The organism is Sapientia aquatica (assembly GCF_004358105.1).
GTDB lineage: Bacteria > Pseudomonadota > Gammaproteobacteria > Burkholderiales > Burkholderiaceae_D > Solimicrobium > Solimicrobium aquaticum.
The window spans coordinates 18,869-43,747 of record NZ_SMYL01000015.1; the positions used below are offsets into that span (position 1 = coordinate 18,869).

The window sequence follows — 24,879 nt, forward strand, 5'->3', positions numbered from 1 at the left end:
GGCGAGTTTAATTAGCGGTGGTCGGAACCGTCACCGTCATCCCCGACGGCGCGACAAAGATCATTGACGGTGGAATCGTGGACTGAATCAACTGTGCTTCCGTTGTATTCATTATCCAAATACGATCAACCTGCCCTTGGGCATTTTCTCGGTACACAATTCGCACATCAGAGCCATTCAAACTCATGGGCTGGACGATGTGATTATTTTCATTTCGAATCTGTGCGCCGCCGGTCAATTGACGCACGACACCGTCAATGACGATAGTCGGCGCTGCCGACGGACTCAACACACCGATCTTGGCATCCGATGGAAATGGTCGCTGCCCCGTTGGACCAACCACGTTCTGGGCATGCAGATTGGCCACCAAACCCAACATGAAGATAAAAACCAGCGCGATTATTGAAATGCGAGCTTGCATAGACTTATCCGAAAATAATGAAGAAAATCAAAAGGTTAAGCGGCGAATTTTAGCATATCCGAGGGGCAAGCATTCAAGCAAGATACGCAGCGAAGCGCGATTTGCTTGGTTTTTGTTTAGTCGGCCGAGCGGCTTGGGAGCGAAAGATTAAATTTAATGCAACAAGACGGCGCAAAACGTGGCTAGCTTGCACCGTTTTACGCGCTTAATTTTCCAACGCAAAAAAGGGGATCAAGTCCGCAGCGCGGCTCTGGCTTGGGCGATCAAACCAGCAGTGGAACTATCGTGTTCGGTCAAATTAGCGTCCGAATGTAAATCGGCCTCAATTGCTTTAGCCAACACTTTGCCCAATTCCACGCCCCATTGATCAAAACTATTAATGCCCCAGCAAAAGCCTTGCACAGTCACTTTGTGTTCGTACAGGGCAATTAATGCGCCCAACGAAGCGGGGTTGAGTTCATCCAATAAAATCGTGTTGCTAGGGCGATTGCCGTCAAACGTGCGATGCGGCGTCAAGAGACGAATCTGTTCGGCAGAATAGCCTTGCGCTTGCATTTCGGCTGCCACTTGCTGCGCCGATTTACCCAGCATGAGCGCTTGCGATTGCGCGAAACAATTGGCTAGCAATACCAACTGATGCTCAGCCAAGTGGTGCTGCGGACGTAGCGCCGCGACGAAATCGACCGGCACAATATCGCTGCCTTGATGCAAACATTGGAAATACGCATGCTGCCCGTTGGTGCCAACATCGCCCCAAATTACCGGCCCGGTCGGCACATCGACTGCCACGCCAGCGCGGGTAATGTGCTTGCCATTACTTTCCATATCGAGCTGCTGGAGATAATTGGGAAAAGCGCGCAAATCCTGATGGTAAGCCGCGATCGACAAGCTATTGCAGCCCAATACATCACGATTCCAAATGCCGATTAAAGCCAATAACACCGGCATGTTTTTTCCGAGCGGCGCATTCTGAAAATGCACATCCATCGCATGCGCACCATCGAGCAAAGCGCGGAAATGATCAAAGCCTAATGCCAATGCAATCGGCAATCCAATTGCCGACCACAGCGAATAACGCCCACCGACCCAATCCCAAAATTCAAAGCGATTTTCCGGCGCGATCCCAAACGCTTGCACAGCTGGCTGGTTAGTGGACACCGCCACAAAGTGTTTTGCCAAATCGGCTTCATTAAAATGCCGCAAAAACCAACGACGCGCCGAATGTGCATTAAGCATCGTATCGGCGGTGGTAAACGTTTTCGAGGAAATAATAAATAAGGTGGTCGCGGGATTTATCTTACCCAGCACCTCATCGAGCGCATGTCCATCCGCGTTGGAGACAAAATGACTTGTGATGCCGGAATGGGCAAAACTGCGTAACGCTAAGCACACCATTTTGGGGCCGAGATCGGAGCCGCCAATACCGATATTGACCACGTCGGTAATCGCTAAACCTGTTGCGCCGGTCCATTGATGACTGTGAACCTGGCGTACAAATTCTTGCATGTGATCTAGGACCGCATGCACCTCGGCGTTGATGTTTGTGCCGTCAACCAGCTGCGGGGTGTTTTTAGGCGCGCGCAAGGCGGTGTGCAAGACCGAGCGGTTTTCGGTGAAATTGATTTTTTCGCCAGCAAACATGGCGGCGCGTTGCGACTCAACGTCCTGCTCGCGCGCTAGATCGCACAGCAAATTGAGAGTGTCAGACGTTAATCGATTTTTTGAATAGTCGAGCAGCAAGCCGGCTGCGTCGATGGAAAAGTGGTCAAAGCGCTTTGAGTCTTGTTCAAACAGGTTACGAATTTCAACGCCCTGTGCGCTAAGTTGGTGGAAATGTTGCTTTAATTTTTGAAAGGCCGAACTGTTAGACAAACTGTGCACAGTCATATAAGACTCATTGGGCTAAAAAATACTCGGGACTATAGCCCAACAGGTGCAAGCTAAGCAATTAAATAAGCAATTAAATAAGCAATTAATAATCGGTAATAATGCCATCCATAGCGATGTCGTGTGGCGCGATCTCCATTTCGCACATCGAAATCCGGTAGGCGATGCCGATCGCTTTGGGCTTGGGTTTTCTGGCTAAAGTCCGATCATAAAATCCGCCGCCATATCCTAGCCGGTAGCCTTTCTCGGTAAAGCCAACACAAGGAACAAACAACACTTCCGGCTCGATCGTGGGCGCGCTCTCCAGTGGCACCAAAACGCCGTAACGATCTTTCATTAATTCATCGCCTTGTTTAAATAGCGAAAACTTCAGCGGATGATCTTTGGCTGGCGCCGAAGGCAGCGCGGTGCTAATGCCTAATTCCGACAAAATCGGAATGATATCATTGAGACAGGGCTCGGCTTGAATCGGGCTGTATAAACCGACCGACTTGACCGCATTGGCTTTACACCAAGCAACGACTTGGTCGGCTATTTGTTTGTCCCACAGCTTACGGTGGTGCGTATCTATCGCTCGTCTGGCAGCGATTAAGGCGGCACGTTGAGTTGCTCTATTCATGGCTTTGCGCAATCAAAACAGCGTTAAGAAAATGGATTGGATAAAGCTGGCGCTACGTCCTACTTATGCTTCCTACTTATGCTTCCTGCCGATGTGTCCTACTTGTGCGTCCTGCTAATGCGTCCAACTTATTAACGGTAAAAAATACCCGCTAATTTAGCTCAATTCGCATTAACATTCGATTTATCATTCATGCTGCACTGCAACCTGTATTACCCTGTGCTTGCTGGATTAAATCGATGTTCGACATTTAGGCCGCAGCTTATACAACAATGATTGCTTAGGCTATGCCCTATTTAGGGCATTTTTTGCGGAATCAAGCCCCTCGAATCGTCAACTCAATCCACGGGTATTGCGTTGCTGCAGGGCAGATCGACTTGGCACAGTCTCTGTTAGACTGTGTCGGCGCGCAGTGCGCGTTGGAAGGTGCCGATAGTACGCGTGTTGTGCAAGATTGCGTGCCTAGTTTGTTAATTTTCAGAATAAATTCATGTCTCTATTGTCCGTTAGAAATTTTCGCTTCCCATTCGCCCGCCTGTTGCTAGCTGGAACAGTTGCCGTTTTATCTTGCACGTCTGCCCTTGCCTTACAGCTCACGACTTCTCCCGACGACGATCAACGCTTTTTGGCGTTGCGCGATGCGGCAGGGCGAGAAGATGCCAAGCGCGCTACCGAATTAGCCAGCCAGCTGTCGGCCTATCCGATTCCCTCGTATGTGGATTACTACCAATTACGAGCGCACTTGCGCACCGCTTCCGGTACTGAAATTAGCGATTTTTTAGCGCGTTACGCCAATAGCGCGATTGCCGATCGCTTACGTAACGATTGGTTGTTAATGCTAGGACGGCAAGGCAATTGGGCCAAGTTTGACGAACAATATCCGCTGTTTGTGTTGAACGACGATACACAAGTTAAATGTTTCGCCCTGCTTTCCAAGTTCAAACAAGGTCAAAACGTCGCTGCCGACGCGCGTAAATTATTGACCTCATCGCGGGTGTATGGCGATGGCTGCTTCTCGCTATTTAGCAATTTGGTCGACAGTGGGCAATTCAGCCCGACTGATATGTGGAATCAAATCCGCTGGGCGGCGGAAGCGAAAACCACTTCCGTGGCGATTCAATTAGCCACCTTAGCCAATCTGCCTAAAACAGCCAAAGCGCTCGATATTCCGACTAAAAAAACGACAGAAAAATTAGAGAAATTCTTATCCAAGCCGCTAGGGAAATCCGACGAAGCGCACAATATCGCCTTGATTTTATTGGGTCGCTTAGCCAAAGAAGATCCCTATGCCGCAGTCGCTGCGTTAAACAAGTTTGAGGCAAAATTAAGCGACGATGAACGTGCAATTGCTTGGGGCCAAATTGCCCTACCAGCCTCGCACAAATTACTGCCTGAAACCTTGGACTATTGGAAAAAAACCGATAACGCTCCGCTGTCGAATGACGCCTATCCTTGGCGCGTTCGGATCGCCTTGCGTAACGCCGATTGGAAATTGGTCCGTAGCTACATCGAATCGATGCCAGCCTTTATGCAAACCGAATCGGCATGGGTTTATTGGCTCGCGCGCACTTATGTAGCTGAAAACAAACCGGAAGTGGCGCAACCATTTTTTCAAAGCATCGCTGGGCAGTTTAATTTTTACGGCCAATTAGCACTCGAAGAACGCGGCTTGCAAGTTGCGATTCCGGCGGCAACTCCGATTTCCGCCGCAGAAGTCGTTGCTGCCAGCAATAATCCAGGCTTGCAGCAAGCGTTATTGTTCTTTAACTTAAATCTGCGCTTTGAAGGTACACGTGAATGGAATTGGGCCACCCGCGGCATGTCAGATCGGCAGTTGCTGGCTGCCGCTGAATGGGCGCGGCAAAACACGATATTAGATCGCATGGTGAGCAGTTCCGACAAAACCAAAACGCTATTCGATTTCACTCAACGCTTTCCGACGCCGCATAAAGAAGTCATGGCACAAACTACCGATGCGCTCAATTTAGATATGGCTTGGGTGTATGGATTGATACGCCAAGAGTCGCGCTTTATTCTTAACGCCCGCTCCAGCGTTGGCGCGTCGGGATTAATGCAAGTCATGCCAGGAACAGCCAAATACGTGGTGCGTAAATTGAAGTTAGAAAACGTTGACATCAGCAAAGTCAACGACATCGACACCAACATCGTCTTGGGGGCGAGCTATTTAAGCATCGTGTTGAACGATTTAAGTAACTCACAAGTATTAGCCAGCGCTGGTTACAATGCGGGGCCGAATCGCGCCCGAGCTTGGCGCGCTAGCTTGCCTAAGACCGTTGAAGGCGCCATCTTTACTGAAACGATTCCGTACACCGAAACCCGCGATTACGTCAAAAATGTGATGGCCAACGCAACCTATTACGCCGCATTATTTAAGCGCACGCCACAATCATTAAAGGCGCGTCTGGGCATGATTTCTCCAGCAGAAGCAACCCTAACATCGATACCAGACTCCACCACCGTTAATCAGGAATAGAGAGAATTGCTATGCAAAGTACCGACAACCAAACCACGCCAGAATTAGACACCGAAACATCGAAGTTACTCGAACGCGCGCGCCGCTCGGAATTAATTCTCGTGATTGGGAATAAAAATTATTCGTCCTGGTCGATGCGCCCTTGGGTTGCCTTAGTCGCGTTCGATGTGCCCTTCAAAGAAGTGCGAGTGTTGCTCGATCAACCCGATACCGCGAATCGGATTGCCGAATATTCCTTAGCAGGTCGCGTGCCGGTTTTAATTGATGGCGAATTAACGGTGTGGGATTCCTTGGCGATTTGCGAATACGTGGCCGAACAATTCCCCGACAAACATCTGTGGCCTAAGAATTCCGCTGCACGCGCGCGAGCGCGCAGTATTTGTTCAGAAATGCATTCCAGCTTTTCCGCATTGCGTTCCAGTATGTCGATGGATATCCGCGCTAGCCATCCGGGACAAGGCCGCACGCCACAGACGCAAGCCGATATTGGGCGGATTTCTGAAATTTGGGAAGAATGTCTTTCTCAATACGGTCACCATCAATTCTTGTTCGGCGAATTCTCAATTGCCGATGCCTACTTCGCGCCAGTTGTGATGCGTTTCCGCACCTACGGTGTATTCCTTGCGCCGGCTTTACAAGCCTACATGGAACGCGTAATCGCCCATCCCGCCGTTGCTCGTTGGATGCAAGAAGCGCAGGATGAAACCGAAGTTTTGCCGAATCATCATTAATCGAGTCGCTAGCAAATGAAGATTTATCGTGTTGGCGGTGCTGTGCGAGATGCCTTACTCGGCTTGCCTGTTCAAGATATCGACTATGTCGTGCTGGGCTCGACCCCAGAAGACATGGTGGCGGCTGGCTTTACGCCGGTGGGTAAAGATTTTCCGGTATTTTTGCATCCCAAAACGCACGCCGAATATGCCTTAGCGCGCACCGAACGCAAAAGTGCGCCGGGTTATCACGGCTTTGTATTCCATTGCTCGCCCGATGTCACACTGGAGCAAGACCTGCAGCGCCGCGACTTAACTATTAACGCGATGGCGTTTCCCGATCAATCTACCGCTGCTCAGCTTGATCCCGCCGAAATCGTCGATCCATATGGCGGACAGCGCGATTTAGCCGCGCAATTATTTCGCCACGTTTCACCCGCTTTTGCCGAAGACCCTGTGCGAATTTTGCGCGTGGCACGTTTCTCTGCACGCTTCCCTAGCTTTACTGTCGCGCCTGAAACCATGCAACTCATGCGCGACATGGTGGCCGCGGGCGAAGTCGATGCGCTCATCGCCGAACGAGTGTGGCAAGAAATTGCGCGCGGCTTAATGGAACTAAGCCCTGCACGCATGATGCAAGTGCTGCGCGAATCGGGTGCTTTGGCGCGCATCATGCCCGAGCTTGATCACAACTGGACTGAGGCAATCAGCACAAACAACGAAACGACCAAAGGCCAACAAATCGGCCAACTTGTCGATTTCGCTGCGCAAAAAGGCTATTCGTTGGCAGTGCGCTGGGCCAGTTTAGTGACCGTTTTAGCCCGCGACGCCTCAATCGACGCAGCAGATCAGCTCAACGCCGCGCAACAACTTTGCGCTCGCTTAAAAGTCCCGACCGAAGTTCGTGATACAAGCATCATGGCACTGCGTGAATGGCATGTGATTCGGCAAGCAACAACCTTATCAGCCCAACAAATCGTGGCCTTATTCGAGCGTTGCGACGCATTCCGCCGATCACAGCGTTTTTTTGACGCGCTGCAAGCCGCGACGATTGATGTGCCAGACGACGAGGCGCAAAACGTGCTCAACCAAGCATTGGCCGCAGCCCAAGCAATTCCCTCTGGACAAATTGCCCAGAGAGTTGCGCAGCAGTTTCCTAAGCAACCGCAAAAAATTGCAGAACAAATTTTATTATCTAGAATTGAAGCAGTAGAAAAACTGAACGCCAGCAAACCACGTTAATAACGATACCGAATCCAACACCGAACGAGAAAGCCATGCCAAAATCCCGCCGCACCGTCTTGGTAAAAGAACTCTCAGCGCGCCATCGATCGCGCGTGATGAATCATTTTTTGGGACTCGATCAAAGCGACCGATTGTTGCGCTTCGGTTCTAACTTATCCAATGAACTCATCACCACCTACGTTAAAGGGATTAACTTTGAAACGGACAAAGTCTTTGGCGTGTTCAGTCATCATTTTCGATTGATCGGCGTTGGTCACTTGGCGTTTGTACCGCGTGCGGATCGCCCCTTGGTGGATGGTGTGGTTCAAAAAGTGGCGGAATTCGGTGTATCGGTCTCCAGCAACGCGCGCGGTTTAGGGATCGGTTCCAAATTGTTTGAACGCGCTGGCATCCACTGCCGCAACGCCGACGTCACCACGCTGTACATGCATTGCTTAAGCTCAAACCAAACCATGATGCATATCGCGAAAAAGGCGGGCATGGAAATCCATCGCGATCATGGCGAGGCAGATGCCTATTTAAAAGTCGCGCCAGCCAATCCGAGTAGCGTGATGAAAGAAGCCATGCAAGAGCAAGTTGCTAGCCTTGATTACTCATTGAAATCAAATATCAGTGCAGTATTGCGGCTGTTTGGATTGGGTAAAAAGAAGAGCAAATAATTGCTCGACCAGCCACAATCCTGTCACATTCAGTTCCAGTTATTTAACAAAATTTAACCGCCTCAATTGCTTTCCTGACAGCAATTTTTAAACCCGATTAGTGTATATTTCACTGGCCTAGTAATCTTTGTAGCGGCGGCGCAGTTTAGGTTTTTATGTTCAGATCGTAGCAATTATTGCCACTTTAAACGTACTTAATTCCCCCTTCTCCCGCGCCCAACGACGCGCTAGTCACAGCAAGGATGACCAACATCAATAGACAAGCTAATTGAATTGATGCAACATCATTAAAGTACGGTTTAACAATTACCGCCGATCAATGGCTCATTAAAACCAAACGATATAGCCTTGAACGCAACCATCAAACAACACACTTTTTCACTGCGCCAATCGCTGGCGCTGCCGTTTCTTGCGCTCTTTTTTGTGATGATCAGCGTTTGGGCCTGGGTGTTTTACGCCAACATGGTCAGCATGGGGCGGCAAATGGAACAGCAATTGGCCGCCTCGTTGAATAGTCGGGTTAATGTTTATCTCGATCACCTGTTTTTAGAAGCAGTTACCTCGGTCAATGAAATTCATCGTTTGTATCGCGCCGGGCAGTTAAATCAACGCAGCGAAGAAGAGCAAGCAAGGCAATTCGCCACCATTATGTCGAGTCAGCCCGAATTAAGCGCGATTAATTTGGGGCTAGAAGATGGCCGCTTAATTGGTGTTAATCGCAGCCTGGCCAATGGCGTGTTGCATACCTCGGTCATTCCCAAAGGCGCACAACCGTATCGAGAAATCTATTCCGTTTCTGAAAACGGGCAACGTGATTTATTTGTCTTTCAGGAGCCGATTCCTTACATACCCAGCAAGCGGCTGTGGTACCGCCACGCAATCGACCAAGGCAAGGCATCGTGGTATCCGATTTATCGATTCGCGCAAGGTGAAACCGCGGATCTGATCGGTAACTTCGCCATCGGTTATTCGATGCCCTTATTTGACGAACAACATCAACCGATAGGCGTCATCAATAGCGATATCGCACTCGGTCAAATCAGCCGTTATTTAAAATTACTTCCCTTGGGCGAAGGTGGCGTCGCGTTCATCATCAATGAGCAAAACCAAATTATTGGTATATCCAATGACACGCCGCTCTTCCGCAAACAAAGCACTGGCGGCGACGAGGTTAATTTACAACTGGTGCACTTTAACAATATCAACTCGCCGGTGGTGGAAGCGGCTGGCGAGCGCTTGCCGCAAGGTGACGCCCAAGAAACGTACATCACGGTCAATGACGCAAGTTACTTAGAAAGCGTGCATAGCTTTAAAACTGACCAAGGCTTGGACTTACGGGTAGTGATTTTGCTGCCGGAGAAGCAATTCTTCCCAACGTTAAAAGCCAATATGCAGACCATGCTGCTGTTTGTGGCGGGTACCTTAATCTTGGGAATTATGCTGGTGCTGTTTGCCGCTCATAAATTAAGCAAACCTATCGAGCAAATGACGCAATGGGCCGATCAATTAGCCAAAGGGAATTGGGCTTTGCCAAGTAGTGATAATGACCCAGAGAAATTGCACGATTACCCGATTAAAGAAATTCGCCAATTGCGTAACTCGTTTTCCACCATGGCGTCGAGCTTAAATGAAACGGTGGCAACCTTGGAGCAGCGCGTTGCCGAGCGTACTGCGGAACTGGAGCTGGTCAACAGTAATTTGTCCGAACTCAGCAATACCGACGGGATGACAGGGATTCCAAATCGCCGTAAATTTGATGCGGTCTTAGCCAGCGAATGGAACCGCGCCACACGTACTGGGCAACCGTTAGTTTTGGCTTTAATTGACGTTGATTGGTTTAAGAAATTTAACGACCATTACGGCCATCTGGCGGGCGACGATTGCCTGCGCCACGTCGCTACCATCTTAAAAGCCAAAATTCGACGAAGCAGCGATTTGGTAGCACGTTATGGTGGTGAAGAGTTCGCCATCATTGCCCCCAGCATTAACAAAGCCAATGCGATTGAGATGGCCAATATTATTTGCAAAACATTGGCTGCCAGCGCCGTGCCGCACGCCATGTCACCGTTCGGCGTGTTGACCGCCAGCATCGGTGTAGCGCTGATTGTACCGACCTTGGATATCGAGCCAGAAACACTGATTCAAGCCGCCGACGAAGCGCTTTATCACGCTAAAGATAGTGGGCGCAATCAGGTGGTGTTTGCCGATATTAAGATTGCGCCAGAAGACCAGTTTTTTGAGTCCGATATTCGGTTCGAGCAAAGCTAGAATTTGGCGAACGATTTAACCCACAATTTGGGTCAGCGGCAACGACGTCGTTTCTTTAATCTGATGCAAAGCAAAGCTCGATTTCACATCCAACACGGCCGGATGACGCAACAAAGTTTCCATCATAAAGCGCGAAAAGTGATCCATGTTTTCCACATGCACGCGCAATAAATAATCCATCTCACCGGTCATGGCATAACACGCCACCACTTCAGGCCACTGCGCCACCGATGCAGCAAAATCCGAGCGAGGGGAACGCGAACCGCCAGTGCCGCCTTTCATCGGTGTGTCGCTGTGTTTTTCCAGCCGCACATTTACATACGCCAGCAAACCCAAGCCGATTTTGCTGGGATCTAATAAGGCCACGTATTGGCGAATCACGCCTAAATCTTCCAGCCGCTTGATCCGACGCAAACAGGGCGAAGAGGATAAACTGACTCGTTCGGCGACTTCTAAATTACTCAAGCGACCGTCAGCCTGCAGTATTGCTAAAATTTTACGGTCAATTTTATCTAAAATCATGATGGCATTTATTAGCTAATAAACGCCGATTATACGCAATTAAAATGCCGAAAATAGTAATTCAACCCGTTAAATTGGCATTTTATAGCCATTTATGAGGTCTATACTGAGCGATCTTAAACAGGAGACAGACATGGAATTTCAAGGCTGGGAAAACCCGATGGGAACCGATGGTTTCGAGTTTATCGAATACGCTGCACCGGACCCAAAAGCACTAGGTGAATTGTTTGAACAACTCGGATTCATGGCGATTGCGCGTCATCGCACTAAAAATGTAATCCTGTACCGCCAAGGCGACATCAACTTCATCATCAATGCCGAACCCGATTCATTTGCCCAACGTTTTGCGCGCAAACACGGTCCATCGGTGTGCGCGTTTGCCTTCCGTGTCAAAGACGCGGCTGCCGCTTACAAGCGTGCATTGGAATTAGGCGCTTGGGGCTTTGATAATAAAACTGGCCCGATGGAATTGAACGTTCCTGCCATCAAAGGCATCGGCGATTCGCTGGTCTATTTTGTTGACCGTTGGCGCGGTAAATCGGGCGAACCCGGCGCAATCGGTGACATCAGTATTTACGATGCCGACTTTGTCGCCATTCCTGGTACGCCATCCAATCCAGTCGGTCACGGTTTAACCTACATCGACCATTTAACCCACAACGTGCATCGCGGTCGCATGAAAGAATGGGCTGAATTCTACGAAAACTATTTCAACTTCCGCGAAGTGCGCTACTTCGACATCGAAGGCAAAATGACTGGCTTGAAATCCAAAGCCATGACTTCGCCATGCGGCAAAATTCGGATTCCAATTAACGAATCCTCGGACGATAAGTCACAAATCGCGGAGTACTTAGATCAATATCACGGCGAAGGCGTGCAACACATTGCGCTTGGCACCGATGATGTTTATGGCTCAGTCGCCAGCATGAAGCAAGCCAAGGTCGCGTTCCAAGACACGATCGAAACCTACTACGACATCGTCGATCGCCGCTTGCCAGGTCACGGTGAAGATTTGGCTAAATTGCGTGAATTACGCATCTTGATCGACGGCACTAGCACCGAGACGAAACGTGAATTGTTATTGCAGATTTTCACGCAAACAGTGATTGGCCCGATCTTCTTTGAAATCATCCAACGCAAAGGCGATCAAGGCTTTGGCGAAGGTAACTTCCGCGCCTTGTTTGAATCGATTGAGCTAGATCAAATTCGCCGCGGTGTATTAAAAGAAGAACCTGCAAAAGCGTAATAGAACTATTAAAATCATGTTTTGATGCGAACCGGCTTAGGCCGGTTTGCTACTTTTAAAGAAGAAAATTATGCAGAATGCACAACGCGATTTCCTAGCGACCGTGGCGGAAAAGTCCGACGGCGCAGCCTTGCGCGGTGATTACACCGACATCACCGCCGATTACGTCGTTCAACAAAATTGGGCTGCCTACACGCCCGAAGAACACGCCTTGTGGCGCAAGCTGTATCAACGCCAAGCCGAATTATTGCCCGGTCGGGCCTGCGATGAATTTATTGAAAGCCTCAACGCGCTCAACGCTTCCGAAGGCATTCCTGATTTTGAAGCCACGTCAAAGGCCTTGTTCGCTGCAACTGGCTGGACCATTGTTGCCGTGCCGGGATTAATTCCTGAATTGGCGTTCTTCACGCATTTAGCCAACCGTCGTTTTCCGGTTACGGTGTGGCTGCGTAAGCCCGAAGAATTTGATTACATCGTGGAGCCGGATGTATTTCACGATTATTTCGGTCACGTTCCACTGTTGTTTAATCCCATCTTTGCACACCACATTCAGGAATACGGGAAAGGTGGCTTGAAGGCGATGGGCTTGGGCGGCTTGGATCAATTGGCGCGTTTGTATTGGTACACGATTGAATTCGGCTTAGTTCAAAGTCCGCAAGGTTTGCGTGCTTATGGCGCGGGGATTTTGTCGTCGGGCGGCGAATTAACCTATTGCTTGGAACCGTCGTCGAGTCGGCACATTGCCTTGGATGTGGAGCGCTGCATGCGCACCTTGTACAAGATTGATTCGTACCAAGAGACGTATTTTGTGATCCGCGATTTTCAACAATTGTTTGACGATACTGCGCCCGATTTCACACCGTTGTATGCGCGCATCAAACAGCAAGAACCATTACCAGCCAATACCTTGTTGCCGAATGAGGTTGAATTAGTGCAAGGCTAATTCATGCATGTTGCATTTATTTAACAGTCTATGATTGAATAAATGCAACAGTACGGCACAGATACATTTCCACGCTTAATTTCCTGATAGCAAGCTTCATATAATGATTTACGGCAACTTTGCCGAGAATCAAGGCGGATGCAACCATGCAACCCGCCAAACTATATGGAGATCATCATGAGCATTCGGTCGGCAAACACAGCAATTGGCTTACTCAACGGCTTATTTTTAGCCAGCGCTTGGGCGACAATTTGCGTGGCACACGCTTCAGGCCCGCAGCCAACCAGCATCGCCACCGGCACGATCACATTTCATGGCAGCGTCGTCGAAGGCACTTGCTCGGTCAACACCGCCAATCAACAATTGAGCGACTGTTCGACCCGCATGGCGCGTCAGGTCAAACTAAGCACTAGCGCGTTGCCCCCAGTTAACTATTCCGAAACGCTACGCACTGAAAAAGACGTGCGCTCAGACCGACTGATTACCCGCAAAATCATCCTAGCCAATTACGATTAATTTGGCGTCAAAACAACAGTTCACCGCGCAAAGATTTTGCATTTGCAACACGGTAAGTGACCACAAATAAGGTGGCACTTACCTAGTTTGGTGCAAACAAGAACTAATTTAGGGAGTTGATTTACATCATTGCCCTAAGTTTGTTTTATTCAAAGCAACAAATGTTGCGTTAAACTGAGGCAACTTTTGATGATTTTGGGGAAGCACCTTGACGACAGCGACAAAAACAATCGCCTTAATTTCCGCCTTTTTCTTGCTAGCAGGCTGCCAAAAGGCGGTCAAAGCGCCGGTCGAATCGCTATATCGGATTCAAGGCAGCAAACAAAGCCCGATCTATCCGGTGGATGTAAAGCAAAACAGCGAAGACGTTTTGATCCAATTAAAGGCCGACGCGCCCTTACCGGAAATCACTTCGCTCGACTTGGCGGGCAACAAAATCCCGTTTAACTTTCACATCGTCAACAACACCATCGTCGTGCCGGGCAAGTTCGCGCATTTACGCCTGACTCATGCCGCGGACGAGACCATCGATATTTTGCAAGAAGAGCCCAAAAATTAAGCAGGCCAACGTGCTACTTGCATTTAAAACAGCACTACAGCGATAAATTGCCTTCCAACATCGCGCATTCCCTTGGACACGCCGAATTTCTGGCGCACCAAGTTGATGCGCATTTTTTTGTGTTGATTTCCCCCAATTACTTGCATATTATTAATAATTATTCTTTTTAAGCAACATTAGTTTATACTCGATTGCAGCCCGTTATTGCGCAAATTCCAATCAAAATTACCAATAGCGCCCCGACTAGTTTTTCGCGAATCATCCATTCATGATTGATCACTTTTTGGACCTGTTTGCTTCGGAAGACACCATCTCCGCCCTGGAGCTCCACCTTGCCAAAGCAAGCGGTGCAGATCGGGTGACGGCGCTGATCAATCTGGCATGGCATATGCGGCAACGGGACTGGAAACGTGCACTGGTATTAGCCAATGAAGTTGACCTAACGATCTACGACGCCAACTTAGCGCCCACCGAACTGACTCGCAGCAAAGCGCGGATTCGTTTAATGCGGGCAGAAATCAAATCGTTAGCAGCGGATTTAGATGGCGCGGAAGCCGAAATTGATTTGGCGCTAACCCGCTTTAAATCGATCAACGACAACATCGGGTGCGGCGATTGTCATTGGCTACTGGCTTATATTTGGCAAGACCGCGGGCATTCACGCGAAATCGAAATCCATTTATCGCTGGCACTGCATCAATACGAATTGGCCGATGAACCGGTGCGTATCGCGGCAACCAATGCCCGGATTTTGGCCCGCACCGCGTTTGTCGATATCGGCTCTGCCACCGAACAATTAGACCGTTTATTTCCTGATCTAAGTCAATTCCCAGACGTGGTGGTAACGTGGATTGTGACTTCACGCGCCACGATTGCCGCATTGACCGACGACCCGGGCGCGGCCATTAAGCTCGATCTGCAAGCCTATCAAACCGCGCTCAATTGCGGACAAATTCGTCACGCCTTGATTTGTGCCGCCAACGTTGCCGAAGGCTTCGCTACTTTATCCGATATGCATTCCGCCTTGGAGTGGGCGGAGAATGCATTAGCGCTGGCCCGCAACACCCAATGGCCGTACAGCATAGGTATTTGCTTAATGCAGGTCGGCGACGTATTACGTCGGCTTGAGCGCTACAGCGATGCGAAATCGTTTCTGCTGGAAGCGATTACGCAACTCAGCTCCATGGCGAGTTCGCGCGGCAATATCAACTCCTTGAATCATCTGGGCATGGTGGCGCTGGATGAAGAACAATTTGAAGAGGCGCTGCAGTATTTCGCCAGCATCGAACACAATATCGAAGCACAACGCGATCGCGACCAACTCATCATCATGTCGCGCGGGCAAGCCACGGCGCTGCTGCGTTTAGGTCGAATTCAAGAAGCCTCCGCCAAAGCCAACGAATCCATCAAACTCGCCATCGAACAAGGTAGCGCGGATGAACAAATTAAATCCTTGCGAGTTTTAGCTGAGTTGCATAAAGAAGCCGATTTGCCGCCGCCCGACAATATGGTATTACCGAGCGCTTCATTGCACTATTTAGATCAAGCCTTAAAGCTCGCCAACACGGTTAAGGGTTATCTCATCCCGCCCGATTTGCTCAATCAAATTGCCAGTGAATATGCTGCCTGCGGCGACTATAAATCAGCCTATGAAACAGGCGTAACAGCCACGACAGCGCGTAACGATACCCGCATCAGCGAGGCACAAAATCGCGCCATTGCGATGCAAGTGCGGCGTGAAATCGACCGTAATCGGGCTGAAACAGAACAGCAAATTAAACTAACCGAAGCGCTGCAAAACACCAATGCAACCTTGGAAACCTTAGGTTTAATTGGCCGAAAAATTACCGCCAGCTTAGATACCCGCGCCGTCTTGGAAGCCCTGCATTTTCACGCTAACGAACTGCTCGACTCATGGTCCTTCATCATCTATTTGCTCAACGAAGAAAAAACCCATTTGCAGGTCGTGTTTGGTTATGAAACTGGGTTGACAGAACCCTTCCCCTTATTCGAAATCCCGTGCGACCACCCTACTTCGTTAGCGGTGTCCTGTATTCGTGAAAATCGTGAAATCGTGATCAATTCCTCGCGTGATCGCCTGCACAGTCGCACCATTCCGGGCACCCAGCAAGCCACGAGTATGCTATTCGCCCCGCTCAAAGTTGGTCAGCGCACCTTGGGTGTTATGTCGATTCAGTCGCCCAAAGAAAACGCCTATGGCGAACGCGAATGTTCTATTTTTAGAACGCTGTGCGCGTATGGCGCGATCGCACTCGACAACGCGTCGGCCTACACCGCGGTGGAAGACGCGCGCAAACGCGCTTTGATTCAAGAACAAGAATTACGCATCGCCGCGATTGCTTTTGAATCGCACGAAGGCATGTTAATCACCGATGCCCAGCAAAAAATATTGCGCGTCAATAGCGCCTTCTCCAACATCATTGGCTATTCATCCGAAGAAGTCATCGGCAAACTGCCCAGCATGTTTAGATCGCCTTACCACGACGATTCGTTTTACCGCATGCTGATGTCGGTGGGCGACGAATTTGAAGCGTGGCAGGGTGAAGTGTGGACGCAGCGTAAGAATCAAGAAACCTTTCCACTTTGGATTACCGTAACCGCGGTGCGCTCGCTGGACGACAAAATCACGCACTTCATTTTTTCCTTAGTCGACATCACCGATCGCAAAGTCGCCGAAGATGAAATCCGCAATTTAGCGTTCTACGATCCGCTCACAAAACTACCCAATCGACGTCTATTGTCAGAGCGCTTGCAACACGCGCTGGCAACTAGTTCGCGCTCCAATAATGAAGGCGCGTTGCTATTTATTGACTTGGATAATTTTAAAAAACTCAACGACACACGCGGACACGATATCGGCGATTTACTCTTAGAAGAAGTCGGGCAACGGCTATCCTTGTGCCTACGCCAAGGCGACACCGCCGCGCGTTTAGGGGGCGACGAATTTGTGGTGCTTCTCGAAGAATTAAGCGACAACTCGCGACAAGCCGCCGACCTAGCCGAACTGGTAGCACAAAAAATTCAAACGATCTTAAATCGACCTTACACCCTAAACGGCAAAACGCACCACATCTCGCCTTCCATCGGAGTGACCCTATTTAAGTCGCACGATGTGACGGTCGATGATTTGCTCAAGCAGGCTGATTTAGCGATGTACCAAGCCAAAGACGCGGGACGCAACGCGATTCGATTCTTCGATCCAGAAATGCAAAAAATCGTTGATACGCACGCCGCCTTGGAAGCCGATTTGCGCCAAGCATTAATCAGCCACCAATTTGTCTTGCACTACCAAATCCAAATCAATAGTGAGCAAAAAATCGTCGGCGCCGAGGCGCTACTGCGCTGGAATCATCCCGAGCGCGGCACCGTTTTGCCGGGGGAATTTATCCATCTAGCCGAAGACAACGGTTTGATCTTACCGCTCGGCGATTGGATCTTGGATAGTGCGTGTAAGCAGTTGCGTAAATGGGCGCAAACGCCAGAAACTGAACATATGAGTATTGCGGTCAATATTAGCCCGCGCCAATTCCATGACACTAATTTTGTGGACAATGTAACCGCTGCGATCAAGCGCAATCACGTCGATCCGACTAAATTAAAGTTAGAAATTACCGAATCAATTTTACTCAAAGACATTGATACCGTTATCGTTAAAATGCGCGTGCTAATGGATCTGGGGGTACGGTTTTCACTCGATGATTTCGGTACTGGATATTCGTCGCTGGCCTATTTAAAACGACTGCCATTAGAGCAATTAAAAATCGACCAATCGTTTGTGCGTGATATTTTTATCGACGCCAACGATCTCGCTATTGTGCGCGCCATTGTCACGCTGGGACTCAGTCTTGGTTTGTCGATTATTGCTGAAGGAGTGGAGACTACCGAACAGCGCGACTTCTTAGAATCCTGCGGCTGCCACACCTTCCAAGGCTTCTTGTTTGGCCGCCCTATGGCAGCAGAGCGACTGCCCTTTGCCAACGAACATACACTTCATTAGACAAATTAGCGCATCCAAGGAATCGCCCCGCATTAGTGCTAGAATCAATTCATCCCAACAACTGACTTCAATACGAATTGATCTTATTTAGCTACTCTTCGAGCATTAAACTAAATCAATGACCACCTATTTAAATACGATTTTTAATCAAGATGCTATCTCTGGCATGGCGCAAATTCCCGATGGATCCGTCGATTTAATTGTGGCCGATCCGCCCTACAGTTTAGGCAAAGATTACGGTAACGAATCCGATAAATTAGAAGCGCATGATTATTTGGATTGGATGGAAAAATGGATTGATGCCGCGCTGCCAAAACTAAAAAGCAGCGGAAGTTTGTATATCTTTTTGACGTGGCGCTATTCACCTGAAATTTTTGTGATGCTTAAGCAGCGCCTGCAAATGATTAACGAAATTATTTGGGATCGCCGTGTTCCTTCCATGGGTGGCAGCGTGCGCAGCTTCACTTCGGTGCATGACACGATAGGATTTTTCGTGAAAGAAAAAGGCTATTATTTTGATCTCGATGCAGTCCGCATTCCCTACGACGCCGAAACCAAAAAAGCCCGCTCTCGCTCGCGTTTTGTCGGTGCAAAATGGCTGGAAGTGGGCTACAACCCCAAAGATTTATGGAGCGTTTCACGCGTACATAAAAGCGACCCTGAACGCGCCGATCATCCCACTCAAAAGCCGTTAGAAATCATCGAGCGCATGATCAAAGCATCCTGCCCCGAAGGCGGCTTGGTACTCGATCCTTTTATGGGAAGCGGCACAACGGCGGTGGCCGCGCTGCGCTGCAAACGCAACTACGTCGGTTTCGAACTAAATCCCGATTATTGCGCCATCATCCAAACCCGCATCAACTCCGATGAAGCGCATCCGGTTGAGAATAACAATCAACCGACCGAGCCGATTCGACCTAAGCTGGTAAAGAGTAAAACACGGACTAAAGTTGAGACGAGCAGTTCTAGGAAATTGAATTGAACTGAACTTGACTTAGCGGATTGAGCTAACTTATTAAAAATTAACTCTAATAAAAAATGCCTGCAATACGCAGGCATTTTTCTTTGCTACCAACACTACTGACTGATTACTTTTTAGGTGCGATCTTTAAGAGCGTAACTTGGTCGCTAACGATGTGCGCCGCTTCACGCAGCAAGATATCCTTTTGCGCTGCTTCGTTTTTATCGGCTTCTTTTTCGTTGGTGAAGTTGCGCTCAGTTGGCAACAAACCATCGTCTTTTTGCAACGCTGCTTCCGCCGCTTCGGCTTCTTTATCCGCCGCCTCAGAGCCAGCTTTTTTCGCTTTTTCCTCACGCCGTTTTTTCAGCTTCGCTTCTTGCGTATCGCGTTCGATGCGGCGTTCATTTTCATTGAGCGAAATCAGATTTTTTTCACGCAACGCTTTAAATTCAGCGATATCTTGTTTTAAATCTTGGAATTCTTTATCGCTATTAATCCGCGCATTATGCTGCTCGGTCAAGGTTGGAATAATGCTGGCGAAGTTATTTAATGGCGTGTACTTAGTCGGCGCAATATGGCTCCACGCCAAAGCATTATCGTAAGTGGATTCGCCAAAATCTTCGGTATCGGTGAACATAGGCAGCGTTACATCGGGCGTCACGCCACGCAATTGGATGCCATCACCGTTAATCCGAAACCATTTGGTAATCGTCATTTTGATTTCACCAAAATCAGGCTTCTCGCTTTTAACCAATTGATCCAAATTCACCACTGTCTGGGTCGTGCCTTTACCAAAGCTGGTTTCACCGATCACCAAGCCGCGGCCGTAATCTTGAATCGCGGCAGCGAAAATCTCAGAGGCCGAAGCCGAAGCGCGATTGACTAACACCGCCATTGGTCCAGTCCAGACCGCAAAACTGCCACTACCGATTTTATTGACGATGACGGAATTCTTGGAATCCAATTGCTGCATAACCGGGCCTTGATTGACGAACAAGCCAGTCAACTCAATAGCCTCATCGACCGAGCCGCCGCCGTTATTTCGCAAATCCATCACCACGCCATCAACGTGATCTTTTTTAAACTCGTCCAAAATAGTGGCAACGTCTCTCGCCGCGCTTTTGAAATCTTTATCACCGTTGCGTTGCGCCATAAAGTCGCGATAAAAGCCGGGCAACGAGACTATGCCGATATGACGTGTTGTGTCACCGTCAGGAATATCGATCACGTATTTTTTAGCGGATTGATTTTCAAGTGTGATTTTTTTGCGGATCAATTTCACTTGCTTATGTTCGCCATCTGGGCCAGCTTCCGCCGGCAAAACATCCAAGCGCACGACGGAATCTTCGGCACCGCGAATCAATGCCACCGCATCAAAAATACTCATGCCCATGATGTCGCTGCTCGGGCCACTTTCGCCCTGCCCAACGGACAAAATTCGGTCGCCGGCTTTTAACTTGCCCGACAATTCGGCTGGGCTGCCCGGTACCAGATGCCGAATCGTGATGTATTCGTCTTTATACTGCAACTCTGCGCCGATTCCGGTCAACGACAGCTTCATGGAAATATCAAAACTCTCGGCCGCACGCACGCCAAAATAATTGGTATGCGGGTCGTTCGCGATGGCGTAGGAATCCATAAACGTTTGAAAAACGTCGTCGCCTTTGATGCGCAAAATACTTTTCAAGGAATTGTCGTAACGCTTGTCGAGAATCTCAACAATCCCTTTGTCGTCCTTGCCCGCGAGCTTCAGACGCAGCCAATCGTTCTTTACCCGCTTGCGCCACAAATCGTTAATCTCTTGTTCGGATTTCGGCCACGCGGCGTTCTTACGATCCGGTTGGTAGCTTTCTTGCTGCTCAAAATCAAACCCTTTGGCCAACAAAGCGCGCGAGTAACTCAAGTGTTCGGTAATGCGCTGCTGGCGCAGGTTATACATAGCAAAAGGCACGCTCAAATCTTCGTTGAGCATGGTGAGGCCAAACTTATTACGAATCGGGGTGAATTGATCGATGTCGGACTGTAAAAAGATAATCTTTTCGCTATCCAACGCTTTGAGGTAATTGTCAAAAATCACGCCGGAAAGTTTTTCATCGAAAGGCAAATGCTCGTAATTCTCGTGGGACAGTACCAACGCCGCAAAATGCGCAGCGCGGGCTTGCTGCGGTAAGGGTTCAAGCGTGGCGTTTTCTTGAGTCGCATTAAGGACTGTTGAAAATAAAGCAAGCAGCAGCAAGAGAATTTTATTTTTCATTTCGATTCGATTCGTAAATTTGTCCACAAAATGGATTGGACGCGACTGAGCAGTGAGCACGTAGCATAACAAAGATTTGCTTGGAATATTCCTCAGGAGAACTTAAAATCTGGCCGCTGCGGATACTACCTAGCAAACTAAAAGGAGTTACGGCAATAATCGTTGCGCTTCGGATTTGCCTTGTTCGTAGGTTTTGATGACATTTTCACCGCTAGTGCAATCCATATTGGTTGCGGCAACAGGCGCTGTCGGTTGCAGATACACGCGCTTTTGGTATTCAAAAATGGAAGGCAAATCGGCGCGATGGCGGGTTAATAAAATCAGCGTCTGCGCGTCCTCTGCTCGGTCGAGTGGCAAAGGAATATTGTCGTAGAACCCGCCGTCGAGCGCGGGCCGATTGTTGACGCGGTAAATCGGTGTGATCGGAACCGCTGCCGCAGAAGCCAACAACAGATCACGGGCGGTATTTAAATCTTTACTTGCTGTCAGGTCGAGATACTCCGCCCGAAATCCTAAATGATGCGGCAAACGAGCATGGAAATTCTTTAACCAAAACTTTTCCGTCGAATACAATGCAAGCGCTATGAAGGTGGATAAAGTCAGCGGAACGAAGGGAATCGGACGCGTAATAACTACGTCAACGTTGAAGCTCTTTTGTTTTAAATTTGCGAAATCCTGCTGCTGTAAAAAACTACCAATCCAATCGGGATAAATTCGGGGTAACACGAATGGCCGCTTACCTCTGAAAAAATCGCGCCACTCAATATTGCGTGGTGTCGCATTAAAGCGCTCACTGGCCGCACTCAATGCATCGCTAATTCGGCCAGTCGCAAAGGCCGTCGCGATGCCCGCTCCAGCGCTCACTCCGATCAGTCGATTGGCTCGCCAGCAGGCATGTTGCGACAGTAATTCAATCATGCCGGCTTGCCACCAGCATCGATTACCGCCACCTGCAAAAACAATAGTTGTGTAGTCGCGCGCTAAAAAGTTGGAGTTGATTAATGCCTGCATTATTCTGGGTAAATTGGATTGCTGTGGTGGATTTAGGAATGTATGTTCGACTGCGTAGTTACGCGTAGTTATAGCTGATCGAATAATAATTCAACTCATTTTCCAGATCATCAATCTTAATTTTTTTCTCAAACTGCAAACCAAGTTTGGTCAGTACATGGATCGACGCGGCGTTATCAGGAAAGGTTAATCCGATGACTTTTTTGAGCTGATGTTCGGGCACCGCTTGGCGCATGATCGCGCTTGCACTCTCGGTGGCATAACCTTTGCCCCAGCAATCTTTGATAAAACGATAGCCGATGTCGACTTCTTGTAGGTCGCTTAGAAACTTCATCCCACTAAATCCGATTAACCTGCCCGACATTTTTTCGATACAGGCCATGCGACCGAATCCGAATTGTGAATAATCGTTGATCGGTCTAGCCAACAACATCTGGCGCACCTGGTCCAAGCTGGTGAAGGGCGCTTCGCCGGTGTACTTAAGTACCCGGGGATCAGACACCAAGGGGAAGTATTCTTGCGCGTCGTCCAAGTTGAAGTGTCTGAGAATTAGGCGATCAGTGTGAATAATCATCGGATCAAGCAGGCCGCCGCATCAAGCACGCGCATAACCTCTCCTTTTTTTAACGTTGGTATTGATGAACTGGTTCAAAAAATTAACGCAGCCGATGGAATACTTGCCACGAGTGCAGCAAGCGTTCCATTTAATCCTAACGAGCAGCCCAAGGTCAAATCAATTTTGAGCCGCTGGAGAACCACTCAGCACTTGCTCGACATCGACTAAATGCACGTCATGCATCATATTTAGGTAGGCTTCAAAATAACCTTTATGCGATGCCCCAACAATGGATAACAGCCGCTTACCTGGCGTGTCTTCCAAAACTTGGCGGATATTGGACACCATGCGCAGGTTGCGGGTCTCCCAGTAGCCGACATAATTGCGGCCATAAAATTGAGGTGATGGGTCTTTCATGGCGGCGCCAAAATCGCTTTCATACACCAGCTGAGCTTGATCGGGTTGATTGAGTGCGCGGTAGCGCGCCAAAACGCCTTCATCACTGTTCAAATGCGCGAATAGCGCCTTTTCCTGCGTAGACCGGGCGGCTGTAGCCGGGTTATCCCATAGGCGTTGAACCGTTTCCCAATAGGCTTTTTGATCGGATTCGTAGGCATCACTGGAACTGCCGGGATGATGGTCAATTGAGAATACCCGTTCTAATCCAAGACGGGCAGCTAACGGGGCAGCGATTAAGGCATCTTCACTGCGCTTTAGCGCCAAACCCTTCAGAATCGCGACCAAGCTTGGATGCATATGTTGATCGTCGATTTGCTCGTTCGCAGGCAGACGCAACCATTGAACTAAGGCCGAAATCGGCTCATCGGCGGCTAAAAAAATCGCCGCCAAATGGCGACGCTGGGCCGCAGTCGGGGTTGCTGACAAGTCCGCAAGCAATCGATCAACTTCCACGCTAGCTGCAGGAACATCCAATCCGGTGGCGTCTCGCGCGACGGTGGTATCGCGACAATAGGTTTTCACTACGTCTCCATATTGCTTAGGATAGCGCCGCATCGAATCGCATTGCGTTCCGGAGATAGCTTCTATCGTGATAATTTGTGGCTTCCAGGCTTGCAGACGATCGAGTAATTGGCCTAGAAATTTTGGATCAAAGTCGGCAGGAAAATTGCGCAAGTGGTCGCTTCCCAGCACCAGCACTTGATTTGGCGGCCCAACTTCGGGGCCTTTGAGTTTGCTCGGATCGAAGGAAGGTGTGTAATCTGCGGCCCTCGCCGCTGCGCCAAATAACATCGCAATCACGACAATAATGGTTCGTAGCATGGTGCTCCTTTTAAATAAAATATGGTCCTGCGTTGTAGACTGATGCGGGCAAAATCTTACGTGGAAGGTAAATTGTTCGCAGCGTGTTTGCGATAAACGGTAATAAGTCGGGATTGAACTGCATTTTCGAGTTATCAACCCGATGGAAAGTTTGCATTAAATCTAGCTAATCAACCATCAATGTTGAACTTTTTTCGATCCCACTAAATTCGATTTACAGTGTTTTAATTCACCCTGTAATATCGCTGCGTTGTCGTTGCCGTGTTGGACTCATTCACATTCGGATCAAACTCATTAAGGGGGCGTTATGAAACGTGTTGTTGGTGTTGGCGGTATATTCTTCAAAGCCAAGAATCCCGAAAAACTACGCGACTGGTATCGCGATCATCTTGGCTTTGCGGTCGATAATTGGGGCGGGGTCGTTTTTCAACCGAGCGGCACGGCAGAGTCGGTCGAAACCGAGCAAACGGTGTGGTCGTTATTTAAAGAGGACTCAACCCACTTCGCACCGAGCACGCAAAATTTTATGATTAATTATCGAGTCGATGATTTGCATGGGCTGATCGCGCAATTGCGTGCCGAAGGTTGCAATGTGGACGACAAAGTCGATGATTCGGAATACGGCAAATTTGGTTGGGTAATCGATCCTGAAGGGAACAAAGTCGAATTGTGGGAGCCGCCCAAAAGCTAGCGATCTACGCGCGGTCGG

Annotated in this window: 20 protein-coding genes; 12 read left to right on the forward strand and 8 right to left on the reverse strand. The window is 49.1% G+C overall.

Annotation, left to right across the window (positions count from 1 at the left end):
- Nucleotides 1–7: 7 nt before the first annotated feature.
- The 3 genes from E2I14_RS17755 to E2I14_RS17765 form a co-directional block, all read right to left on the reverse strand.
- A complete protein-coding gene (locus tag E2I14_RS17755) occupies nucleotides 8–421 on the reverse strand; it encodes a hypothetical protein (protein ID WP_133331025.1) in 414 nt (137 codons plus the stop codon).
- A gap of 231 nt (nucleotides 422–652) precedes the next feature.
- Nucleotides 653–2,308 carry a glucose-6-phosphate isomerase gene (gene pgi, locus E2I14_RS17760; RefSeq protein ID WP_133331027.1) on the reverse strand — a complete coding sequence of 552 codons (1,656 nt, stop codon included), beginning with the start codon at nucleotides 2,306–2,308 and terminating at the stop codon, nucleotides 653–655.
- 85 nt (nucleotides 2,309–2,393) lie between these two features.
- A complete protein-coding gene (locus E2I14_RS17765) occupies nucleotides 2,394–2,927 on the reverse strand; it encodes a 5-formyltetrahydrofolate cyclo-ligase (protein ID WP_133331029.1) in 534 nt (177 codons plus the stop codon).
- Between the two features lie 490 nt (nucleotides 2,928–3,417).
- Here E2I14_RS17765 and E2I14_RS17770 point away from each other — a divergent pair, with 490 nt between their 5' ends.
- The 5 genes from E2I14_RS17770 to E2I14_RS17790 all read left to right on the forward strand — a co-directional run bounded on the left by E2I14_RS17770 (nucleotide 3,418) and on the right by E2I14_RS17790 (nucleotide 10,303).
- Entirely contained in the window at nucleotides 3,418–5,421 is a 2,004-nt protein-coding gene (locus tag E2I14_RS17770) for a lytic transglycosylase domain-containing protein (RefSeq protein ID WP_133331031.1), read from the forward strand.
- A gap of 11 nt (nucleotides 5,422–5,432) precedes the next feature.
- The gene (locus E2I14_RS17775) at nucleotides 5,433–6,152 is read left to right on the forward strand and encodes a glutathione S-transferase family protein (RefSeq protein ID WP_133331033.1); all 720 of its coding nucleotides are present in this window, start codon (nucleotides 5,433–5,435) and stop codon (nucleotides 6,150–6,152) included.
- 15 nt (nucleotides 6,153–6,167) lie between these two features.
- The gene (locus tag E2I14_RS17780; protein WP_133331035.1) at nucleotides 6,168–7,373 is read left to right on the forward strand and encodes a multifunctional CCA addition/repair protein; all 1,206 of its coding nucleotides are present in this window, start codon (nucleotides 6,168–6,170) and stop codon (nucleotides 7,371–7,373) included.
- Between the two features lie 35 nt (nucleotides 7,374–7,408).
- Nucleotides 7,409–8,035 (forward strand): GNAT family N-acetyltransferase, encoded by a 627-nt coding sequence (locus E2I14_RS17785; protein WP_133331037.1) that lies wholly within the window; start codon nucleotides 7,409–7,411, stop codon nucleotides 8,033–8,035.
- A 348-nt stretch (nucleotides 8,036–8,383) separates the two neighbouring features.
- Nucleotides 8,384–10,303: a sensor domain-containing diguanylate cyclase gene (locus tag E2I14_RS17790; protein ID WP_133331039.1), complete on the forward strand. Its 1,920-nt coding sequence runs from the start codon at nucleotides 8,384–8,386 to the stop codon at nucleotides 10,301–10,303.
- A 15-nt stretch (nucleotides 10,304–10,318) separates the two neighbouring features.
- Here E2I14_RS17790 and E2I14_RS17795 read toward each other — a convergent pair whose 3' ends face one another.
- Complete coding sequence (locus E2I14_RS17795; RefSeq protein WP_133331041.1) at nucleotides 10,319–10,825, reverse strand: Lrp/AsnC family transcriptional regulator; 507 nt, start codon at nucleotides 10,823–10,825, stop codon at nucleotides 10,319–10,321.
- A 133-nt stretch (nucleotides 10,826–10,958) separates the two neighbouring features.
- Here E2I14_RS17795 and hppD point away from each other — a divergent pair, with 133 nt between their 5' ends.
- From hppD to E2I14_RS17825, 6 genes are all read left to right on the forward strand, one after another.
- Entirely contained in the window at nucleotides 10,959–12,071 is a 1,113-nt protein-coding gene (hppD, locus tag E2I14_RS17800) for a 4-hydroxyphenylpyruvate dioxygenase (protein ID WP_133331043.1), read from the forward strand.
- 70 nt (nucleotides 12,072–12,141) lie between these two features.
- Entirely contained in the window at nucleotides 12,142–13,014 is an 873-nt protein-coding gene (gene phhA / locus E2I14_RS17805) for a phenylalanine 4-monooxygenase (RefSeq protein WP_133331045.1), read from the forward strand.
- Between the two features lie 177 nt (nucleotides 13,015–13,191).
- On the forward strand, nucleotides 13,192–13,530 hold the full coding sequence (locus tag E2I14_RS17810) for a fimbrial protein (RefSeq protein WP_133331047.1): 339 nt from the start codon (nucleotides 13,192–13,194) through the stop codon (nucleotides 13,528–13,530).
- A gap of 208 nt (nucleotides 13,531–13,738) precedes the next feature.
- Nucleotides 13,739–14,089 carry a hypothetical protein gene (locus E2I14_RS17815; RefSeq protein WP_133331049.1) on the forward strand — a complete coding sequence of 117 codons (351 nt, stop codon included), beginning with the start codon at nucleotides 13,739–13,741 and terminating at the stop codon, nucleotides 14,087–14,089.
- A 268-nt stretch (nucleotides 14,090–14,357) separates the two neighbouring features.
- Nucleotides 14,358–18,107 carry an EAL domain-containing protein gene (locus tag E2I14_RS17820; protein ID WP_133331051.1) on the forward strand — a complete coding sequence of 1,250 codons (3,750 nt, stop codon included), beginning with the start codon at nucleotides 14,358–14,360 and terminating at the stop codon, nucleotides 18,105–18,107.
- A 118-nt stretch (nucleotides 18,108–18,225) separates the two neighbouring features.
- The gene (locus tag E2I14_RS17825) at nucleotides 18,226–19,089 is read left to right on the forward strand and encodes a DNA-methyltransferase (RefSeq protein WP_133331053.1); all 864 of its coding nucleotides are present in this window, start codon (nucleotides 18,226–18,228) and stop codon (nucleotides 19,087–19,089) included.
- A gap of 106 nt (nucleotides 19,090–19,195) precedes the next feature.
- Here E2I14_RS17825 and E2I14_RS17830 read toward each other — a convergent pair whose 3' ends face one another.
- From E2I14_RS17830 to E2I14_RS17845, 4 genes are all read right to left on the reverse strand, one after another.
- Entirely contained in the window at nucleotides 19,196–21,322 is a 2,127-nt protein-coding gene (locus E2I14_RS17830) for a carboxy terminal-processing peptidase (protein ID WP_133331055.1), read from the reverse strand.
- A 147-nt stretch (nucleotides 21,323–21,469) separates the two neighbouring features.
- Nucleotides 21,470–22,333 (reverse strand): patatin-like phospholipase family protein, encoded by an 864-nt coding sequence (locus E2I14_RS17835; protein ID WP_133331057.1) that lies wholly within the window; start codon nucleotides 22,331–22,333, stop codon nucleotides 21,470–21,472.
- 58 nt (nucleotides 22,334–22,391) lie between these two features.
- Nucleotides 22,392–22,907: a GNAT family N-acetyltransferase gene (locus tag E2I14_RS17840; RefSeq protein WP_133331059.1), complete on the reverse strand. Its 516-nt coding sequence runs from the start codon at nucleotides 22,905–22,907 to the stop codon at nucleotides 22,392–22,394.
- A 159-nt stretch (nucleotides 22,908–23,066) separates the two neighbouring features.
- Nucleotides 23,067–24,170, reverse strand: a complete 1,104-nt coding sequence (locus E2I14_RS17845) for a DUF5694 domain-containing protein (RefSeq protein ID WP_133331061.1) — start codon at nucleotides 24,168–24,170, stop codon at nucleotides 23,067–23,069.
- A gap of 307 nt (nucleotides 24,171–24,477) precedes the next feature.
- Here E2I14_RS17845 and E2I14_RS17850 point away from each other — a divergent pair, with 307 nt between their 5' ends.
- Entirely contained in the window at nucleotides 24,478–24,861 is a 384-nt protein-coding gene (locus E2I14_RS17850) for a VOC family protein (RefSeq protein WP_133331063.1), read from the forward strand.
- The last annotated feature ends 18 nt before the right edge of the window (nucleotides 24,862–24,879 follow it).

Excerpts from the sequence above, each read along its gene's own strand:
- E2I14_RS17755 (WP_133331025.1), bottom strand. The coding sequence starts at position 421 with ATGCAAGCTCGCATTTCAATAATCGCGCTGGTTTTTATCTTCATGTTG.
- pgi (WP_133331027.1), bottom strand. The coding sequence starts at position 2,308 with ATGACTGTGCACAGTTTGTCTAACAGTTCGGCCTTTCAAAAATTAAAG.
- E2I14_RS17765 (WP_133331029.1), bottom strand. The coding sequence starts at position 2,927 with ATGAATAGAGCAACTCAACGTGCCGCCTTAATCGCTGCCAGACGAGCG.
- E2I14_RS17770 (WP_133331031.1), top strand. The coding sequence starts at position 3,418 with ATGTCTCTATTGTCCGTTAGAAATTTTCGCTTCCCATTCGCCCGCCTG.
- E2I14_RS17775 (WP_133331033.1), top strand. The coding sequence starts at position 5,433 with ATGCAAAGTACCGACAACCAAACCACGCCAGAATTAGACACCGAAACA.
- E2I14_RS17780 (WP_133331035.1), top strand. The coding sequence starts at position 6,168 with ATGAAGATTTATCGTGTTGGCGGTGCTGTGCGAGATGCCTTACTCGGC.
- E2I14_RS17785 (WP_133331037.1), top strand. The coding sequence starts at position 7,409 with ATGCCAAAATCCCGCCGCACCGTCTTGGTAAAAGAACTCTCAGCGCGC.
- E2I14_RS17795 (WP_133331041.1), bottom strand. The coding sequence starts at position 10,825 with ATGATTTTAGATAAAATTGACCGTAAAATTTTAGCAATACTGCAGGCT.
- hppD (WP_133331043.1), top strand. The coding sequence starts at position 10,959 with ATGGAATTTCAAGGCTGGGAAAACCCGATGGGAACCGATGGTTTCGAG.
- phhA (WP_133331045.1), top strand. The coding sequence starts at position 12,142 with ATGCAGAATGCACAACGCGATTTCCTAGCGACCGTGGCGGAAAAGTCC.
- E2I14_RS17810 (WP_133331047.1), top strand. The coding sequence starts at position 13,192 with ATGAGCATTCGGTCGGCAAACACAGCAATTGGCTTACTCAACGGCTTA.
- E2I14_RS17820 (WP_133331051.1), top strand. The coding sequence starts at position 14,358 with ATGATTGATCACTTTTTGGACCTGTTTGCTTCGGAAGACACCATCTCC.
- E2I14_RS17825 (WP_133331053.1), top strand. The coding sequence starts at position 18,226 with ATGACCACCTATTTAAATACGATTTTTAATCAAGATGCTATCTCTGGC.
- E2I14_RS17830 (WP_133331055.1), bottom strand. The coding sequence starts at position 21,322 with ATGAAAAATAAAATTCTCTTGCTGCTGCTTGCTTTATTTTCAACAGTC.
- E2I14_RS17835 (WP_133331057.1), bottom strand. The coding sequence starts at position 22,333 with ATGCAGGCATTAATCAACTCCAACTTTTTAGCGCGCGACTACACAACT.
- E2I14_RS17840 (WP_133331059.1), bottom strand. The coding sequence starts at position 22,907 with ATGATTATTCACACTGATCGCCTAATTCTCAGACACTTCAACTTGGAC.
- E2I14_RS17845 (WP_133331061.1), bottom strand. The coding sequence starts at position 24,170 with ATGCTACGAACCATTATTGTCGTGATTGCGATGTTATTTGGCGCAGCG.
- E2I14_RS17850 (WP_133331063.1), top strand. The coding sequence starts at position 24,478 with ATGAAACGTGTTGTTGGTGTTGGCGGTATATTCTTCAAAGCCAAGAAT.